The 21,326-nt window shown below is 53.9% G+C and carries 4 protein-coding genes (1 of these 4 only partly in view); all 4 read right to left on the reverse strand.

All coding sequences use genetic code 11. The features are described from left to right. Positions 1-17,067 carry the 5' portion of an Ig-like domain-containing protein gene (locus tag ACOYW0_RS00060; RefSeq protein ID WP_482416584.1) on the reverse strand. Its footprint begins 24,156 nt before the window's first position, so only the first 17,067 of its 41,223 coding nucleotides appear in the window; its start codon is at positions 17,065-17,067; the stop codon falls past the left edge of the window. A 1,502-nt stretch (positions 17,068-18,569) separates the two neighbouring features. Continuing rightward, positions 18,570-19,235 (reverse strand): hypothetical protein, encoded by a 666-nt coding sequence (locus ACOYW0_RS00065; RefSeq protein ID WP_482416585.1) that lies wholly within the window; start codon positions 19,233-19,235, stop codon positions 18,570-18,572. 53 nt (positions 19,236-19,288) lie between these two features. Then, on the reverse strand, positions 19,289-20,734 hold the full coding sequence (locus tag ACOYW0_RS00070; RefSeq protein WP_482416586.1) for an acetaldehyde dehydrogenase (acetylating): 1,446 nt from the start codon (positions 20,732-20,734) through the stop codon (positions 19,289-19,291). 15 nt (positions 20,735-20,749) lie between these two features. Beyond that, complete coding sequence (locus ACOYW0_RS00075) at positions 20,750-21,325, reverse strand: BMC domain-containing protein (protein ID WP_482416587.1); 576 nt, start codon at positions 21,323-21,325, stop codon at positions 20,750-20,752. Position 21,326 lies beyond the last annotated feature (1 nt).

The raw sequence follows: 21,326 nt of genomic DNA on the forward strand, positions 1-21,326 counted from the left end.
AAAATCACACGGAAAGCCCTGATTAATGGAATACCCCGTCAAACCGCCACCGGCATAGAGCCACCCCCTGTTAAGGTGCACGGCACGGGCCCCCTTCACCCTGTTGCCGAAGGCATCGGTGAGGGAGTCCATGCTGACCGGGTCTGCCGGGTCAAGATAGTTCAGCTGGTCAATACGCTCACCTGAGCCATCGGCTTTGTCAAGGCAGCAGGGTCCATGGCAATCAGGGAATCCGCTCAGCACCCCGCGTGCAGCAAAAAGGGCTGCACCGGACTTGCTGAGGTCCCCCGTAAAAAGGCTGGAATCTTCGAACAGAGCCTGAGAAATCAACTGCAGGCCGTTCTGATCATCGAGGTTCAGGCGAGCCACGCCTCCTGAACCACTCGCCACGTAGAGACGCTTTCGCTTGATTCCCATCTCCTCTTCTTCCACCGGTACGATACGAATGGAGTCAAACCCGATGGGATATGCCGAACCGCTGAGTTCTTCGAGCCGGCATTCGTCTTCCTGGGAAAGGCCGGAGCCAATGCCCAGATCCTCATGCAGAAAAGCTCGATTGGCCAACTTTGTCATCTCGATATAACGCCGGAGTTTCCCCTTTTCCACCGAACTGTCCGGCAGCGCCGACGAGCCCCCCACGAGAATCGGATTCATGGGATCCTGTATGTCAAAAACACCGGCACGAAGGTTATCGGGAAGGGGCTGATCGTCCAGCATTCTGAAAAAACTACCTTCAAGGATGGGCAACCCCATGTCATCGCGTTTCAGCTCACTCAGATATCGATAGAGATACCCGCCGCTGGTCAGAGCCGTACCGGCCTCGTGATCCACAACAATGTCCGTCGGGTAAAAAGGCGTGGACTGCGCGCCCAAGGCCTTCAACCCGAACCCAAACCCTTTGTCCCCTTCAAGCAGCGCCATGTTTCCATATCGGTCGCGGCCTTCCACGGCCAGTTGGCCGGGTCGACCTGAGGGGGTGATCACCTCCATCCTCTCGGAGGACAACACGCGAATGTCCGCCACCGGAAGGGTTCCGATTTCCACAGCCAGACCATCCATCACGGTATTGCCCGGTTCAAACCCTTTGCCGAACAGGGTAAGGCGTGTCCCCCCCCTCACAGGCCCCCACGACGGGATCACATGATCAAACACAATGGGCTCATCCACGGCCAGTCCGCCATAAAGCGTGGCCGAACGCCAGATGCCGTCCTTTTTCACCGAAACCGTCACATCATAAAGCCCAGCTTCGGTAAACGCCGGGGTAAGGGCTCTGATCATGCCCACCCGCTCGTCCGACGAGCTGCTGGTGATTTCGAGAATCTCCAGAGGACAATCGGCAACGGTCACCTTCACCTTGCCCGTATCGGTGGGGATACAAAACCCAGAAATGGTTATCGTTTCTTTGCTATTGACCGGGACGCGACGCGGCACAACCGCATTCAGGGCCAAGGCATCGTAAGCGTCCATGTCATAGGTCACCCAGAGGCTGAAGTCGTCCTCAAGGGGCTCGACACCGGTTTTGTCGGATGTCATTCCGGCCAGAACCTCTGCCCTGATACGGGATCCGGGGGGAATTCCTGCGGCTTCGTCAAGGTAAACAAACACGTCGGTACCCTTGATCTCCACCTCATCCACAAGATTCCCCTGCTCCGGGTGGTGCAGCTTGCAGAGTTCTCTGTTGTATAGAGAGTCCTCAACCTGCTGGTTGAACCTGTACCAGACGGCAAAGGCTTCTTTTTCTTTCAGGTGAAATTTACCCGTACGAACCGAGATCACGCTTACGGTACTCTCAGGTACATCTTCGTCTGTCTGATACACCTCGTGTCCTGCACGATACGTCAATGTGAAGGACTGATCCGCCGTCAACGTGTACAGCGGAATAAAGCCCCCCCCGTCCATGGGTTTTCCGGAAACAATGCCCTTTTCAGCCACCGCCGTCAGTGTGGTCCCGTTCTCAAGGCCATGGCCCGGCCTCAAGGTCAGGAGGGCATCGTTGTTGATGATCTCCACATCTACAGGAAGGGATGCCCCTGACGCATCGAGCAGGGAAAATCGGTGAATATTGTCCGGATACAGATCAATGGTTTTGTTGAACCTTAACCATGCCGTCACCCGGCCCATGGCATTTTGGCCGAAAATTCTGTTCTCCGGATCGATGCGGAACACCTTCAACGTCACATCGGGTATCACCTGAATGATGCGCTTTAAGTTGTGCCCTGTGCCACCTGCGATGGCAGCGTAATTGCCGGCAACCACCGATTCGAGGCACGCCCCCTCAAAGGCTTCCATGCCACCGTGGATCACCGGGTTGCCTGGATTGGTCACGTCAACCGTCAACACCCCTTCAGCCCCCATGGCAAGATATGCCGTGTTACCGTTGACATCCACATCATGCACAACGCCTCCTGGTGTAACCCTCGAGAGAACCACGGGCAGATCAGGGTCGGAAGCGTCCAGAATAACAAGGCCGCGGCTGCCGGCAGCCGCATACACCGTGGTTCCCTGACAAACCACAGACGAAGCAGGGATATCCACGTGACCGCGAAGCCTCATTCCATGGGTCGCATCGTTGGAAACGATATACAATCCGCCCTCTTCGGCTGAGAGCAAACGGTTTGTTTTTGTATCAAAGCCCCCTGCCGCCACTGCGTATCGTTCCGCGCCGTCAGATGAACGGTCCAGGCGCACCACGTCAAGGGCGGCCTGGTCATCGGGCAGGGCAATCCGATTCTTCAGGTACAATTTTGAATGGAGATAGATGTCCACCAGGCCAAGGCCCATGTGCCCCATGGCCACCACGGCTTTGTTGTTGTCCGCACATACGCCGCCGGCAAAATCCGTAAACAAGGGTAATTCAGACACAACCGAGGTATTTGAGGTATCAAGGGAGTCAAAGCCCACCACGATAAGTTTTGCACTGCCCGGGGTTTCGGGGTCTATGGAGGTGGCAATGACACGATCCAGGCCTCGTTCAAAAAAGGTGTCTGCCCCGGTCACATGGTAACCGCTTCCCAACGAGACGTCCGCCACAACACGATCGTCCCTGCCGTCTCCGTCAAGGTCGATGACGCCGCGCAGGTCATCCGGGTTCATCGGGGTATCCTGGCTCCCGGTAAACCGGGACGCATCGGTTTCATAAATGGTCAGGCCGTTGCTGTGGGTCGCCACAACCCAGGTTCCAGTGGGTTCATCCGTCATGGAATACACATGGCCGCCACCGTATTCGATATGGCTCTGTACGGGCTGTTGATACCGGAACGCCTTGGGCAGAACAGCCTCCTGGGTGGTGTCCAGCTTCACCATCACGTCGGAAGCACCAATCCGCCCACCGGGGGTCAGCACTTCAACGGTTTCCGTATCCAGAACCTTCACATGCTCGGCAGCCACCTCGATATCGTCGAAAAAGACCCGGACACGGGCAAGGCCTGGTCGAAAGCCCATGCCCTTGAGGATCACGCGTGTCCCCCCGCCCAGGGGTCCCTGGGAAGGAGCGATTGAAACCAGGTGCAAGGGTTCGACATATTGCAAGGCGCCGTAACGCCGTGCACGGCCCTTGCTGGAGGTGATGACTTCGATGTCTGCGGGGCCGGCTGTGTTGGGTGGAGCCCTGAGCTTGAATCGACGCGCTGTGGCATCCCCTTCCACTGGCTCGACGGAAAGAACACCTGCCACCTCTCCGGCAATCAGGACAGCCGCCTGATAATCGACATGACGCAGGACAACGAAGACATCCCCGCCCGCCGTTTCGACGACACCGTTTTCAACGGATACTATTTCCGGAAGTTTTGAAAGCCCCGAGCCCGTCTCAAAACGGATAACATGATCGAACAACCCTTCTGTCCTTCGGCTTCCGATGAGACCTTTCAGGGCCACTTCATAGGGCTGATTCGGCTGCAGGTTTCCGACCGGGGTCAGAACAAGCCGACCGGAGTTGCTCTCATCCAGGCTCAATGTAAACTCGCACGCGACCTTCTCCCCTTCCTCGGTATGCGTGGTAAGGGACAGATACTGTTTTAATTCGTCCAGGGATTGCGCATCAAAGACGGCATTGAACCGAAGGGAAATTGCTGTGTTTACAGGAATGCCCGTTGCACCATGCTCAGGGCAACTCCCGATGAGGTCACTGACATACCCGTCAATCAGGAAAAGGCGATTCTGCGACCCCACCAGAAAAATACCGTCGTCGTTGTAGATGGCATCCCGTAGCCGTTCACCACGCATTAAATCCACACGAAGAGAATCGATGAGCCCCAGAGCATCGGAACGACTTGTGTCAAACATGGAGAGATACAGAGGTCCCTTGGCTATACTTGGAAAGCCTGCCAATGCGAGGTTGCCTGAGACACTCAAGCCCGAAACCACGTCACACGTTCCGCCGGGAAGTGTAAACCCACCTCTGTCAAAGGTCCCTGTCTTGCGGATACTCTGCGGTAGAGAGGTGTCGTACACCGAATGGTCCAGTGCTCCGCCGGAAGAAAAGTGCAATATGTCGGCATGGCGTGCCAGGGAAGTTGCCCCATCGAAAATTTTCATCCCCAGTTGGGGTATCCCCGGTACGCCGATATCAAAGGTAAAATGTCGTTTTCTCGCGTCAGTGACATGGAGAATGCCCTCTTGAACCTCAACCTTGACAGGGTGCAACCGGACACGTTCGCCCCCCACCAGGACACGGTCCATTATCTTGACAACCGAAGGTTTTTCAGGGGTTGAAATACTGATAACAGCCACCCCGCCCTCAGGTTCTGCTGCAAAAAGAAGATCGTCAGTTACCGCAAGGGAAACGGGCGCTGCGTCAAAGGTCAGGGGCAGTGAATACAGGATGTCACGGTCTTTTGATTCCCATGAGCCCTCGCCCGGAATCCGGTCTTCGCGGTCGTACACCAGAATGCAGGAGGTGTCCTCATAGGGGGTCTGGATATAGGGGAAATGGTATCCTTTTGCAGCGACATAAAGGTGTGACTCCGAGAGCACCATCTCAGTGGGGACCAGATCCTGGGGCAAGTTGTAGTACCCGAGTCCGATCATGGGGGCGGCTTCTGAAAGCTGCGCCCGGTCATAGTGAACCAAAGAGATCCACCCCGGGGCATAGTAATGATGAAATTCATCCAGGCTATCAACTTGTTTGGGGGGCACCGCCGCTTCAAGGATCCCCCTGCCGAGAACATAGACCAGGTTCAGGTCGGCATCACTCTCCAAGGCCACGATGGCACCCGGAGGAAGCAGGGAGGTATCGGTATCCGGCTGATCCTTCTGTCCATCAAGCCACGCGGTGATTTGATCGCGCTCAAGGGGGGCCTGGGCTGAAATCTCACAATTCACACCCATCTTCCCGTAGAAAAGGGCTTTGGGCATGTAGTGACGGCGCCCGTTGTCATCGCGCAGTTCGATATCCAAAAATCCGCGATAGTTAAAACCGTAGTCAGGAACAAACCAGACCATTTTTTCCGAGCTGTAGAGGGAAAGCTTGTCGTTGTCCACAGCAAACGATACTGCCTCCGACGGGCCTTCCACCCCACTTCGCCAGGCACGAATCACGATACCGTCATGGAAACCGTACCCGGTGATTTCAACACGGTCGTCGGGGCCATCCTGATTGATACGAACCACCGCAGGATAAAGGTGAGAAACATGGAGAAGGTCCACATAGGTAAACCCGCCCATCACCTCATCTTCAAGGCCGACGTCATTCACCACCCTGACGGAGGCCGGCCCTGCATAGCCGGGAACGGTTCTGCCGCGCAGGGTGTCATAGGTTATCCCCTCGATCTCTGTTGTACCGACGTCTTCCACCACAATACGCCGCCCTCCGATGTACAGCTCGGGAGCCACGCCAAAGTCGGTCCCTGCCACAACAATCTCCGTGTTCCCATCAATAGTGCCTGTTGACGGAGAAATCCCCTCAATGACCGGTGCTGAGGCAGCTCCTGCCTGAGAGGTCGTGAAGGCGAAGGTGTAATCACTGGAAAGGGGAACACCTGTTAGGGGAGCCAGCCCCTTCTTGATTGTCACGAGATAGCGGGTACCGGGTAACAACTCGTCCTCGGAAACACGGGTGAGGAGAATCCTTGACATAACGAGTTCCCCGTCCCACTGAAAAAACGACGGGGTAAAATCATGGGAGACGTCTTCGCCCATAAGGAGATCCCCAACCTGCACGGTAATGGCTTCTTGAAGCACCGTATCCGAAGGCAGGGGGGCAGAGAGCTCTATTTCAATGATTTCGAGGTCCGTGCTAAGGTTCGATTCGTCCGAAACAGGAGAGTGAGAAATGACGGAAAGCTCCGGCATCTCTATCCGTTGGATTCCCTGGCGACAACCGGCCACCTGCACACCGCCCCTTGCAACGACGATTCCTCGCCCGCCCATGTCGGTAGCGCATGCCCTGTGATGCGTTACAGCCGGCACCGTGGGATCCGTATATGGGTTGCCCACTTCAGAAAGGTCAATCACCTCCACCACGGCTTGGGCTGGTTTGTCCTCCTGATCGGAATAATGGACAACTGCATATGCTTTGCCTCCTGCCACCGTAACGTCATACACTCCGTCGGCAACCCAATCGGCACGCATGGGATGAAGGGCCACGGTTCGCAAGAGCACCGGAAGGCAAGGTTCAGTGACATCCACCACATTGATTTGAGAGACCATCCCCTCACCGGCCATGTCCGCGACATAGAGCGTTGATCCATCCAGGTAAAGGCGATTTGCTACCCCCAGGGTATCCAGGGTCGCCACCACCGGCATGGTGGGATCACTCACATCGGCCACCACGACTCCCTGATGGGAAGCGGCGATAAAGGCATAGCGGCCCTTGACCACCACATCCCGGGTGTACCCGTCCGGCTTGATATACCCCACATGATAAGGGGCTGACAGATTGCTGATGTCCACCACCTGCACACCGCCGTGGCCATTGGCCACAAAGGCGAGGTCATCTTTTCTTGCCAGCCCGTAGACGCCCTTGTACGGCATATCGATCCGTCCTTTGAGTACATAGGGCAAACCGAAATTCGCTTCCCGGTTCACAGTGGTAAAAATCAGCAATTCACCGCCGCTGTTTTCGAAGTAAAGCTTACCCGAGTCGGGATCTTCAGCTATCTTTGCCTTGAGTTGTTTTACAAAATCTGCGCCTTCTGTTCCTCCGAACTCCACACCGGACTTGGCAGCCAACACAAAATTGGCGTCAGCATGAAGAGAGGTAATGGTCCCGGCAAAGATCTCCGAGGCACCGTTTGTGAGATCTGAACCGGCAAAGGCATCTCCCGATCCCCCAGACCCGCCATTGGGGTCTGTTACGGCATCGGCCATAAACAGCCCGGTGCAGCCCTTAAGTTCCGAATCCACCCGGTGACAACTGAGAAGCCCGTCTGCCGTTTCGAGGTCAAAGGGATTCCTCGTTGACCAGGCCCCAACCAGTGCGCCGGTCTTGTCAGGGGCCTTGAACTGGGCAACCGCACCATAATAAACAGACCTGGCAGCTGCCTCGGAACCGCTTGACGATGGCCACCCCGGGCTGAAGAAAAGCCGCCTGCTCACCGGAAGCCCTACCTCGTGAGTGCTCTCCCTTTTCACCACATGGTTCCGGGTATTGACCTTCACCACACTGCGAACGCGTTCATGGTCCTTGCCTTCGCGCTTGAGAAGGTGACCGTTCGCGTAGTCCTTCAGTTCATAGACATACACGAAATTAGCGACATCACTCTTTTCAAGGTTCAACGCCAGGGCAAGCTCCGGAGATTCGTACAAGGCTTCCCACTGACCGGCGTCTATCAACGAGATTGATTGACCGTTATCGCTCTGATCTGCAATCACGACTTCAAGGGCAGAAGCACTGCTCAGCCGGACCAAATCGCCTTCCCGGCTCACAGAAACCCCTGGAGCGCCGTGTATCTCATCGCCAAGGCAGGTAACGAGGCCCTCGGCATCACCAAAGGTACGGGTGTCCGGTGACGTTGAGGTCCCCATGGTATAGGCGACCCTGTTCACGTAGACCTCATCACCGACACCACCGCTGCTCAAGTCCATCAGGTACACAAACCGACCCGCCATGTACTCTCGGATAAAATGCACGTTGACCTGACGTTCATCAATGGAACCGATATCCACCACTTCAGCAGTGATATGAACCGGTTTTCCGGCTGTCAGGATCTCTCCATCTGCAGGAGAAAGAATTGACAGCACAGGCTTGACCGTATCCTCCACTGTGCCGACACGAACAGGTGCTGTCCTGACCGAATGCCCCATCACATCATAAATGTCGGCATAGATCACTACCCCTGTCACTCCCTCAGGGGGCGCCACGCGTGTCCTGTAGAGGTTGTCCTGGGCTGCAGAACCCGACTGGTCACTGATGGAATGGTACACCGTCTCCACGGGCACATCGTTCACATAAAAAACGACCCTGTCGATGCCGTCCGGCCCCAAATCGTCCCAGGTCTCCACGGTAACCTGAATTTCTTCCCCTTTGACCACTTTGGACTCATCGTTATCCGGCTCCACGATAACGCCTTCAGGGGGCTGGTCTGCAAGGATGGTAATGGACCGTTTCTTGTCTCCAACGGAAGCGTACCCGTCCAGGTCAATGGCCGTTGCCGAAAATGAGATCGTCTGGCCAACGGCTCCGCGGGGAACCTCCAGATGAAACTGGAACGGTGCGGCATCGTCCTTACCCATGGATATAAAGTCCGATGCCTCAAATGCCCCATCCCCCAACGCCCTTTTGAGACTCACCGACGCCACGCCGGTCTCCGGGTCCTGGGCCAGCACGTTGACCACAATGCCCCGCCCTTCAGTAACCCCTGAAACGGCATCCCCGAGGTTGTACCCCCGTTGGTCCAGAATCTGAAGCTGCACAACCTCCGGAGGCTGATTCCTCTTCAGTGTCACGCCTCGCGTATCTGAAGAGACGTTGCCCGCGCCGTCCACAGCCGTCATCACAAGCTTCATCGCCACCTCAGTGACATCAGACGCATCGTCTTCCAGATAATCTTCGAAGGCTCCGAGGGGAAGGTTCCCCCGATACGGCGAAGAGATCAGAAACGCCTGGGCTACTTTTTCTGCTTCTTTAAATTCATGGTCCCGATTTTTATCGGCAAACAACGAGAGCCGAACCGAGGCAACCTCGACGTTATCTTTGGCTGTTGCTTCATAATAGAGACGTTTTTTCTCAACCACATATGCGTTGCCCTCAGTTGGTTGGACAATTGAAATGTCAGGCTTTGTCTTGTCCTGTTCCACGATGACTGTAACGGGAGAAGGCGTGGTAGCCGTTCGGGCTTCACCGGAGTGCCTCGTCTCCCTGGCCGATGCCCGCAGCTTAAGATCGACACCGGCCTGGCCGTAGGGAATCGCCACCAGGAATTCAAACGGGTAGATGGTATCGATAAAGGTACGATCGCCTCCAAGGTATCCCTCAACATGAAGCACCACCTGGTCAATACCGATGTCGTCCACGGCATTTACCTGGACGAGAAGCTGATTGCCCTCACTGATCTTATCGTTGTTTTTGGGCTCTCCGATGCTTACGGCAGGGGGCGCATCCCTCAAGATCTGAACGGGTACCACCTCACGCACTCTGTGATCATCAGCCTCTTCAAAGACGTGTCCGAAGGTATCGATGGCTTCGGCCAAAAGATACAGCGTGTTGTTGCCTGCAGTCTCCTGATCAAAGGCGGGGACGGAAAACGTAAACTGATACGGAGGGGCAGTTAAATCCAGATGATATTTCGTCGCATCCTCAATTTCCTGGGGCGACATATCCAGAGGCGATTTCGGCCCCTGTATCACCTTCAGGTCAACCTTTGCGATGCCGATATCGTCAAAGGCATTGATGTTTATATTGGGACGACTCCCCTCAACCAGGCCCGCATTGGGAACAGGCGAAACGATGTCAATGACGGGCCGTTCATCGGGCCGGATAAGGTAGCCGATCTCCCGCTGCCTTGCGTTGCCTGCGGCATCGTATGCCACCACCTTCATCCAGATATGATAGATATTGTCGGGGTGAAAACTCAGCCCCTCAACGGCATCGTCCATTGTTGTCAGGCGCGGCGCATGGATAATCTTCCGATACTCCGGCGTGTCAATATTTACTGTGGTTACCGGCTCATAGTCCCGCGCCTTGATACCGGAAACGGAAAAGAAGGGCGAGGTGCCGTAGGCATTCTTCACGTATTCACCACCCGGAGATTGGCCCCCAAAGGTGGTATAAAGCTCAAGCCTGTCCACTTTTACATTGTCATAGCCCCTGAACCCAAACGTGAAATCCGAGGACTCCACCACAGAGAATCCTGTCCCCGGTTTTGTGACAGCCACTTCCGGACGGATGTCATCGGGCGCAGCGATCATGTTGACCTTGTCCCGCCCCATTTCACCGTCTGTGTCGAGGATTTCAGCTCGGAGAACAACATCCTCCTTAAACCGAATCAGGTTTGCAGGCACTTCCAGCGTACAGGATACCATTCCGGCATATGGGCTGGTCCACCGGCCGTACTCATCTGCAACAGCCATTGAGTACTTGGCACTGAGACTGTCGTATATCGAGTCAACAGCATCGCTCACCCGGCTGTCCGAACGCAACCCAGCCAGGGCAATGGGGGTTCGTGTTTTGATGGTCAGAGGGACATTGTTGGCATACACCTTCAACTGCTCGACGGAAACCGCCCGATCATCGGAAAAGACCACGTCCACCTTGATGCGGAAGGTCCCGGCCACAACGTTCTGGTTATCGGCAGGTGACGTAATACGGATTTCGGGTGCAACGTTGCTGATAGGATGGACGATAAAGGTTTGGCTGGTTGTTTGATCCAATCCGTCGGTTAATTCCACCAGGTATTCGGTGGCCTCGTTCCGGTCATACGATACTTCCGCATGTTCCTCGTGCGACACCACCGGATACGCCGGGCAATCGCCGACAGGGAAGGTATGATCATAGACCCGGTCCACACGGTTGCCCGAAGCATCAAGGCGCCATATGCTGAATTCCTTCAGCTCAGTGTCGTCTGAGACGCGGGCAACATACTTAAAGGTCTCATCCGGTCTCAACCAGAACTCACCGGATGCCAGGGCCTCTTTGGATGTCACCGCTTTCTTGTAGGTTCCACCTGGTACCAGGTAACTGTAAAACCCTTTGAGCTCTAGCTCCGGAACCCTGTTTTCACCAATAGGCAACGTGACCCGCTGAGTGGTTTTAAAGCCTGATGGGTCTTCTGCGATAACAAGCAGGTCCACTTCCCCCCCGAAAAAATCTTTTGGGACGGTGTATGGAATCGAATATTCGGATACGCCATAGAAACCACCATACTCTATGAGAGTTCGTGTGTTGTTCTCGATCACTTTCAAAGATGTGGCACACTGGGTGTTGTCCGAGGCAAGAAGATTGATGTCCAGCCGCTTTCCGGCCTGCACGAAGGAACCCGTTCCGGGCGAAGAGATAATCAGGGAAGGAGGTTCTTCATCGGCAACAAGCTGCTTTGTAAGCAAGGGGACAAGGGGTTGAGATTTGGGGGTTCGGTCGAAGGAACGACAATCCACCCCATGGCCAAAAATCGAAATTTTCGGAGCATCCCGAAGCACCGGCACCGGGATACGCGTGCTCATGGCCGAGGGCGACGACGTAATCTTCTTAACCCCGTGTGAAGCGATGAATGCGTCTTTGCTCTCTTCCAGGCCCCTGTCTTCAATAAATAGAAAAACAGCAACCTGATCCTTTTTGAATGTATGTTTCGTTCGAGCAGAATAGGAGGTAACCTCCCTGAGGTTTCGAGCATCAATACGAATGCGCTTGATAAAAGGAGCCAGCAATTGGCCATCCTCACCTCGAACCTGGGGCACAACGTCTGCATACCGGACTCCGGATGAATCCAAAGAGCCCAGCAGATCGTTTAAGGAAACCCCTTCTCCTGAGACAACCTCAAACTCTTGCCTTCCTGACGAGCACTCTGAGCCCTCCAGGGTCGTCACAAGGTACGAAACCGTCTTTCCTTCACCAAAGTCCAATGAAAGATAGCTGCTTGCAAGGTCCTTTTCTGGCAGGGGCCAGATTTCCAGTTTCCCGTCAACGGCCGTTACATAAGGCTGCGCTCCCACGAACAAGGTACCGGGAAGCTTGTCACCTTCCGGATAAAGCAGTTCCACAAAGGGGACTGTCTCGTCATCCGGGTTTTTCGCCACCTGGCCCGTGGGACCTCGGATACCGCCCTCCCCCACACCGGTCAGCGAAGTATAGACAGGGAAGACAGACACCGGCAAATCAGAAGACACGTTATCGTCATCCACGCGAAAGGTCTGACACGAAAGTGCCCCTTTAACCACAGGAGAATCGGGGTAGGAATCGGAAATTGCAACAACAGGGGCCTGGTCCTCCACAATCGTTACAGGCCTGACCTCACGGGTGCGGTTGCCTGAGGTATCTTCAGCAACAACAACGACCGTTACGCTGTTTTTCTCAGGATCGTGGGGGGCGTACCCGCTGATATCCACTTCAAACGACCGCGTCACCTTGGGGCTGTCAAGATTCTCCTCATGCACTACGGACGTGCTCACATCCTCTATGTCCACATCACCGATGAACACAGCATAGGACCCGATGCCAAAGTCATCTGTCATGGTGACACTCACCTTCAAAGGACTATGGGCAAATGCGGTGTCCGAGGGAGATTCCAGGCTTATCATCGGGGCATTCTCATCCCCTTTGATGGTCACATGACGATGCCCTGTTTCATGGGTATTGTAACCGTGATCCCTGACTCGAAGAAAAAACTCATATGTTTCATCAACATGAATAGCGGGCTCTTCGGGCAATGTGACGCCACCTTTGAAGTCCAGATAATATCGTCGACCTGCAAAGGAAGAGCCGAAGGAATCCGGATTGGGAACTTCAATGGTTTCAACCCGCTCCACAGGTGAGTAATGATCCCAAGCCAGCTCGATCTCCTGTCCCTCTTTGTCCAGAAGGATGGGGGTAACATCAAGAACATGGACATTGTCTTCGGCATGCCCCTCAACGGAAAGGATCGTACCCGGATAACACGAGGTATCCCCGGCAGGTATGTCTAAAGCCGCCAACGGAGATTCCAAATCGTCCCGGGTATCAACATCCAACAAACACTCTTTCACTTGACCGGCCGAATCCTTGGCAGAAACCCCGATCACCCATTTTGTTTCAGCGTCTTCCCCACGATGGGGCACCCGCATTTTTGAAGAGAGGTAGGCTCCGTTGGTATTTGCAGTGAAGACCTCTGCGCTGTTAAAGATTTTGGAAAAATGGGGAGTTCCGTCTTCACCACGGATAAACATCTCCAACTGAACGACCTCTCGATCGTCAGAGGCGGTTGCAGATAAGGTAAAAGAGTCGCCTTCCATCATCTGGATACCGTTTGCCGGACTTCGAATGGACACGGTGGGCGGGAGATCGGTTGTGACATCGTACGAGTAGTAAAATGTGTTGCTGTTCCCGTTAAAATCCGACGCAACAAGCGCGAAGGAAAAGGTCTGAACGTCTGTGGGAACCGTCAATGTAAAGACCCCACTGTCCTTGGGTTTGGACAATGAGGCCGTCTTGATTATCTGACCGCCCTGCATGAAAACCACAGATGAAAGCTCTGTGTCATCAACGGCGTTCCACGCAAAATCAACCGATGATCCGGCGTAAAGCAATGTCCCTGCAGCGGGTTCCGCTATGGAGGCAAGGGGTGGGGCGCTATCTTTGGATACCTGAATATCATGGCTTTTTGTTTCTGATAACTGCCCCTGGGTATCGACCGCCGTGACCCATACCTTCAATGACTGGTCGGTATTGTCCAGCCCGTAATCTCGCAGATTAAGGGAGACTGTCTTTTGGGAATTGATAAGAGGCGGCGTGATGGAAACCGTTGACTCGAAGAGGGTTTCACTACTGCCACCCACCACCTTGTCCCACTTCACCTTTAGCTCTTTCACGCCCTGGTCGTCCAATGTACGGATAAACAAGGTGGCACGATCGAGGCAAGAATACGTATTTTTATTTGACGTTATCTCAACAACTTCAGGCGCCCCATCTGGAACAACCGCAATCTTAAGGGACGCTGTCGAGGCATTGCCCGAAGCATCAACGGCTTCAACCTGAACCGGGTATGTGTCTGCAACAACCCCTTCCCCGCCGGTAAAGGCAGGGGCCGTCATCATTTTTGTTGCTGAAAACGCATGGAGCACACCGGGAATCTGCTGGGGTTTAAAGTGCTCACCATCCAATCCCGCTTTCAGGTTACCGGCCAACTGGAAGTAACCATCCTGAAGCGTGATACCTTTAACGGTCAGGCCCGTCACTTCGACGTTATCGTATCCCGACACCTTAAAAACAAAGGGACTGCCCTCCGTGACAAATGCCGTTTCATCGCCGGTTTGGGTACCTTGCACGTCCGGGGAGACAATATTAATCACAGGAGCCTGGAGATCCCGGCCCAGCGTCACCCTGACATCTGCACTGACAGTCGAAACGCCCCTGGTATCATATGCAACGGCATGAAGTTTCACGGGGACGTCTTCATCCAGATTTTTTGCCGTTTGATACGCCACACCGTAAGGGGCCGTGGCATCGCCCCCCACAAGCCTGTCATTCACGTAGAAATCGACCCTGGTCACCCCAACATCATCCGAGGCTGTTGCTGAAATCGGCATTGGAGCGCCTGCGATAAAATGGGCTCCCTCCAAGGGGGCTGAAATGGAGACAAAGGGAGCCTGATCCTGCTTCACATGCACACGTATCTTTTCGGTTGTATCTTCTTCACCATGAAAGTCCCGGACCTGGACCTTGCAATCCAGGGTGCTCCCCAGCATTTCCTCCCCAATACCCAGGCGGAACGTCTCCACATGCGTCTGTTCCTGAAACGCATCATCGCGTTTTTTATCATGGTCCACATAGAAGGCTTGATTCGTAAGCTTTCCATTCACCCAAAGCTCAATCCTGGTTCCGGAAGCCAGGGTGTCATCGATAACTTCCGCCTTGAATGTCAAAGTCTGCCCTGCACAAACCTCAGCACCTGAAACAGGTTCGAGACAGCGCACGGCAGGGGGAGTATTGCCGACAATACGGATCAAACGTGCATCACTTTTGGCATGATTTCCCTTTGACCCGTGGACAACGGCATGAAACGACCGGCTTGTCTCGTCTACAGAAATCTCATCCACCACTCCGTCATAGGCCCACAGCTCGTAAAAAGACTCGCCTCGCTTCTTATACATAGGAAAATAGGTGGTGCCCAGCAGGGAGCCGTCAAGAAAGAAGTCAACATGATCTATATCTCGGGATTGTGTGGCTGTCTCTATGTCCACGGCACGGGAAAGTTGATAGCGAACTGGCGTTGCTTCAACAAAGCGCTGCATCTGCGAAGGCATGTCCACAGCAAGCGTGGGAACCGGGACAACATCCTGTTTCACAACCGTCACCACTTTGTCACCGGATAGAGTTGTTTGCCCGGCACTGTCGGTAACGCGTGCAGTAAAGCAAAGCTTCTTTCCCACCAATGCCTCACTTGCTTCAAGGAACAACTCATAAGGAGGATTTTTAAGGGTCCCTGACGGTGCGTCGTTAATTAAAAAGGTCACCTCTGAAATACCGACATCATCCGTTGCCAGGGCCTTGGCCTTGATGCGCTCTCCAACGCAAGCGCTTTCCGTGACCTTCAATTCCACGTCGGGCAATGCATCCATTGCCACCACAGGGATGTGCGTCGACCAGGCCCCAGGCCCGTTTTGCAAGGTTACCGCGACCTGAAAAGGCGCGGTATCGCTTACGGGTGCCGTTGCTGCGATGCGATCCTCCACCAGCGTTAAAATACCTTGAGCAGATTCAGGTAATTCAAAGTGAATGCTAAACTGGGTACCGATTTCTGCCTCCGTTCCGTCGTCAAAAACACCCATAATGGACGGAAGCGTTACAGCATGGTTTAAACGATCAATAACAAAGGGATTATGGGCATCCACCCCGACAGCCTTAATACTCACAAGGGTCCGTTGAGAATCAACAACGACAGGCACCGCCAGCTCTTCTCCGGAAGCGGCATGGGTCACATGAATCGCCACCGACTCCACAGAGGCAGGAAAGGTTTCAACCAGAGGGTAAACAACGCCGGACGTCGTGACCCCCACCAAATCAGGTCGAGATGACGTGTAAGCAATCCCTTTCCCGTAGCCAGACAGGTTGATCCTGCCCCGGAACTGATACGCCACCGATGGAGCAAGACGGGCTGTTTCGAGAATATTCGTAAAAACAATACGCTGAGGCGTAACCTGAAGCCCCTCGGACGATTCCGAAACGTCGCTTCCGGTAAATGCAATTTTGGACATTGTATTTCGGTTACCGGAAGAATCCACGACACTGGCGTCAATCATTACGATTCCGTTGTGTTCAATGTCTTCAGAGGTAAGGGAAGAAACAATAGGAAGGGTCACTGAATACTCAGACTGAGTATCAGAATCCGGATAAACACGAAGGAGTTCGCCGGAATTTGCAAAAGCCTTGGGCAAGGCCTGATCAATCACACCAGAAGCCATACGGAGATCAGATGCCAGCAGACCGACAATTCTCATCTCAACATACGTCACGTCCACATCATCCTGTGAAGAGACAGATGTCGTTAAGTACTGATTGCCCTCTTCCCCTGTTGAGATATGTGTCTCTTTGAAAGAAATGGAGGGATTGTTTGTCTCCTGTTCAAACTGCTCTGAGTAGGGCTCAGATGTGCCGTCAGCAAAATACAACTCGACGTGGGGGTTTAAGCGTCGCTCCCCTGAACATGAGAAATAAAGTTCCCCCGAAGCACTGAGGGGGTCAATTCGTTTAAAGGCATCGTCAGACAGAGAGTATACGTTTTTGCCTTTCCCGCTGTCGACAGCTATGGAAACAATACTTCCACATTGCTTCACATGTAAAATATAATCTTCCGTCTCACTGTTTCCAGAGATCGCATTGGACTTTCTGATATCTATTCCAGGCCTGGCATGAGCATATGGAACAAAAATAAAGCCACTACAAAGAGTCAGTATAAAAACAAAAGTCGTGATTAATCGTAATCCATCAACTATCCGTTTCAAACCATTCCCTCCGGAAAAGAAGACTCAGGTTAGATTGCTTTTTTATTTATCGTAGAGGTGGCATAAGCATTCAGAGATATGGCCCAGACAATTTATTCGGGGCTTCAGAAATCGCGTATTATCTAGAGGCGGGACTGACAAAATAATAGCCAAATGCGCCCGGCACAGACCCTTCTGAGCATGAATACACGCTACTTATGCTACATTCTCATGTTTCACTAATATGATACATATAAATTTCAGGTCACCATACCAGAGCCCTGAATATACGGCATTTCGTGAATTATTTATTTTGATTAAATGGGCACAAACGCCTCATTCAAGACTCATAACACTGTGTACCAGCAACGATGGAAAGCTGTAAGGCCCAGCTTAATCCATACCCGAAGGCAAATGGAGAGGCTATGCTATCCTTACAATTAACTTTGGCAATACGAGTACAATCGAAATAATTTCCACAAACAGCTACAGGGAAATATTTCGAGTTGGTAATATAGATTGGCTATACAATTAGGCGGTAACCACTGGCTTTTAATGAACCAAGCCCAGTAGTTACTTATCAGTTTGGCTGAGCTTTTAGGGTCTAAATAAAGCAGAAGCGACTCATACCAAAAACAAGAATAAATACTACCTTAAAAAAGGTAGAACGACACACAGCAATATTACCTACAACACACCAAATGAAACAACAAGAAAAAAACGGAATTTCTCATATTATCAACGTTAACAATTTGTATTCATAAAAGATATTAATTATTCTCAAGTCATAAGTTCCTTGACCTACAAATCACCAACAAACAAATGATACAATTTCAAGAAATTAGAATTCCGAACCTATTTCTATTCAGTATTACAATCGGCTCAAAAGCCACTTATCAAGGAACATCAACCGAAATCAAAAAAGGAATCGGGTACCGCTTCGAATCAATTATCAGGGCACAGGGGGCATAGAAATTTTTCCTTATATTTCATTAGAAAGTACAGGCTCGCCTGAGGGGTGAGAAAAGCGATCAGAAAACGCTCAATGGCACTTTGCAGCTTTGAAATATCTCAATTTTACCAACAACAACTTTTAATAATGGCCTTATATTCGAAGCATTCGTTTCTTCATGTAATATCCGGGCTAAAACGCACACATCCCCACACACGAAAACCATTTCTTTTGGTTTCATGGTGGGGATGTGGATGCTGCGACAAGAACTGGATAGCCCATTGACATGAGGACACAAGTGGTGCCCCTCGCCCGGAGATTTCACAAGTCAAGTGCATTCATATTTAAGGCATCAAAGCTGCCGATGTAATGGTTTACCTAAAAGCTCTGATAGCGCTGAAGGTAGGTGAACTCGGCTCTCCCGAAGGGTGAGAAAAGCGACCAGAAAATGATGAATGACATTTTGCATTTTTCAAACGTCCAAGTATTCTCCAGGTAACAGTTTCGATCGTTTTCCCATGAAATATCCGGACTTGCTATTGACCAGCCCTGTCTTAATTGAGCTGGCCCTTTATTGATTTGCCCAGTCCGCAGGATACGTCACAAACATAAACCGGGCCGAGTCCGGGGTACTGAAGGTGATGGAGGAGTCTTTGGGGATAAAGAGGATATCTCCTTTGCTGGCCGTGACTTTCCGGTCGTCCAGGAGAATTTCCAGAGTGCCGTCGATGATGTAGTCCACCTCGTCGTAGCGGAGGGTCCAGTCAAAGGCGGAGCCTTCCTGCATCTCCATGATGCCGAAGCCGAGACGGGGGCTCTCTTCCAGGGTCGCCACGTCGGTGATAAAGACTTTGTCTCCTTTTTTGCCGGTGTCAAAGGGCTCGGGGGTGACCGTTGCGGCTTTGACGCAAAACACCCCGCTCTCTTTGTCGACGATTTTTTCAAACTCGCCGGCCTTGCCTGTGAGCTGCTCGGCGACGATCTTGCGAATCAAGGCTTCGATATTGACTTCTTGTTTATCCATGACACACTCGCTGCAGTTCATGCACACCGGGGCACCGCAAGGTGCCAGGGGCGCGATTTGGTTGTGGGCGCTTGTCCCCGCCATGAGCAACACCCGGTTGTCCCGTAACAGGTCCCGGGCGGCCGGGGTGAGGATGATCTCCTCGTTCAGGTGGAAGACGCCGTCCGTCACGTGGTTCATGACGGTCTCGGCGCCGATCAGTTTCTTCTTCATTTAGTCTCCCTTTCATGACGCCTTGTATGGCGCGAACATGCCGCCCAGGGCACTCATCTCCCGGACACCGCGCTCATCTTCTTGAGCTGCTCCATGATCATATGGGTCACTGCCTGGACGTCGACGGTATCGCCGGACCGAGCCGGGACGGTGGCCGCATCATCAACGCCGTAAGCCATGCGCCGGATATTAAAAAGGTGCTGCGGGCCGACGTTCTCCGAGGTGGCGCTGCCCCCCACCGTGCCGCACCCCAGGGTGAAGGAGGGAGAGAGGTTGGTGGTGATGCCCACGGCACCCTGGGTGGTGGGGGTGTTGACCAGGAAGCGGGAAACGGGCTTTTTCAAGGCAAACTCGCGGATCACGGTCTCGTTGTTGGAGTGGATCCCCATGGAGTGCCCCATGCCCCCGTTTTTGAGGAGCTTGTAGCAAAGCTCGCAGGCCTCCTGCCAGTCGTTGACCACGTAGAAACCAAGAAGGGCGGTGAGCTTCTCCTTGGAGAAGGGGAATTTGAGACCCACGCCGGGCTCGTCGCAGAGCAGCATGGTGGTGCCGGCGGGCACGTCAATGCCGGCCACCTTGGCGATGTCGGCTGCACAGCGGCCCACGATGGCGGGGTTCATGGAGCCGTTGGGGCGTTCCATGACGCGCTTGACCTTGGCCAGCTTCTCCCCTTCCAGGAAGTAGCCGCCCTGGGCGATGACGCTAGCCTTGACCTTGTCTGCGATGCAGGCTTCGGTAACGATGGCCTGCTCGGAGGCGCACACGGTGCCGTTGTCAAAGGTCTTGGAAGCAAAAATCTTCTGGACGGCCACGTCCACGTCGGCGCTGCGCTCGATGAAGGCGGGCACGTTTCCGGAGCCCACGCCCAGGGCGGGGGTGCCGGAGCTGTAAGCCGCCTTGACCATGGCGTTGCCGCCGGTTGCCAGAATCATGTCGGAGATCTTCATCAGCTCGTCGGTGCCCTCCATGGTGGGTACGCTGATGACGCCCACGAGGTCCTCTGGAAGGTCCATGGCCTTGAGGGCGCTCCGGATCATGTTCACGGTGGCCGTGATGCACTTCACCGCGCTGGGGTGGGGCGAGAACACGATGCTGTTGGCGCTCTTCAGGGCGATGATGGCCTTATAAAGCGTGGTGCTCGTAGGGTTGGTGGAAGGAATGAGCCCTGCGATGACCCCCATGGGCATGGCGATCTCGACGATTCGCTTTTCGGTGTCCTCGTTGACGATCCCGACGGTCTTCATCCCCCTGTAATAGGCGGCCAGCTTTTCGGTGGCGTGGATGTTCTTCTGGGTCTTGTCCCGCCATTTGCCGAAGCCGGTCTCTTCGGCGGCCATCTTGCCAAGTTCTTCGGCCATTTGTGCGCCCACCCCGGCGATGGCGTCCACCAGGGCGTCCACACGCTCCTGGCCAGCCTGTTCAAGGGAGGGCTGCGCTGCCCGCGCCGCTCGAACCAGTGCCCGTGTTTCCTGAATGGAGAGTAAATCCTTGTCTACCATAGTGTATCTCCCTACCTACGACTCCGATGTCGTTATGTACTGAACAAATGCTTCGAGAAGGTCTTTTTTCCTGGCGTATTTGATTTCGCTCCGTGCCAGGGGAAACCCGGGAATCCCCCGGGCAATCCGCCTCAGCGCGGTGACCTTCTTCTTCTTGAGATCGTCCATATCCGGAGCAACGGGTTCCCCTGCATCGGTTCTCCCGTCACCTGATTTTAAACTTGGCCCCGGCAAAGGTGCCTGGACGGTGTCACACGCCGCCTCTGCCCTGAGCCCTTCGCCCGGGTTTGCGGCAGGCACGCTTTTGGGCCGTGCCCGCTCCCGGACCAACACCTCCTCCAGCCCTTCTGCGGTGCGGGCGATAACGGTCACCGAGTGTACCTCGCCCAGGCGTGCCGCCGCCGTGCTCCCCGCATCCACCGAGGCTTTCACCGCAGCCACGTCCCCTGTCATCAACACAGAGACGAGGCCGCCGCCCACTGCCTGGGAACCCAGGATGGAGACGTCGGCGGTCTTCACCGCCACGTCCCCTGCCTCCACCGCAGGAACAAGCCCCACGGTCTCGATCATGCCCAAGGCCTTACCCTTCATG

The organism is Desulfoluna sp. HI9BLuna (assembly GCF_056829775.1).

Bases quoted from the DNA above. Each gene is read 5' to 3' on its own strand.
- ACOYW0_RS00065 (WP_482416585.1), bottom strand. From the start codon at position 19,235: ATGAAGAAGAAACTGATCGGCGCCGAGACCGTCATGAACCACGTGACG.
- ACOYW0_RS00070 (WP_482416586.1), bottom strand. From the start codon at position 20,734: ATGGTAGACAAGGATTTACTCTCCATTCAGGAAACACGGGCACTGGTT.
- ACOYW0_RS00075 (WP_482416587.1), bottom strand. From the start codon at position 21,325: ATGAAGGGTAAGGCCTTGGGCATGATCGAGACCGTGGGGCTTGTTCCT.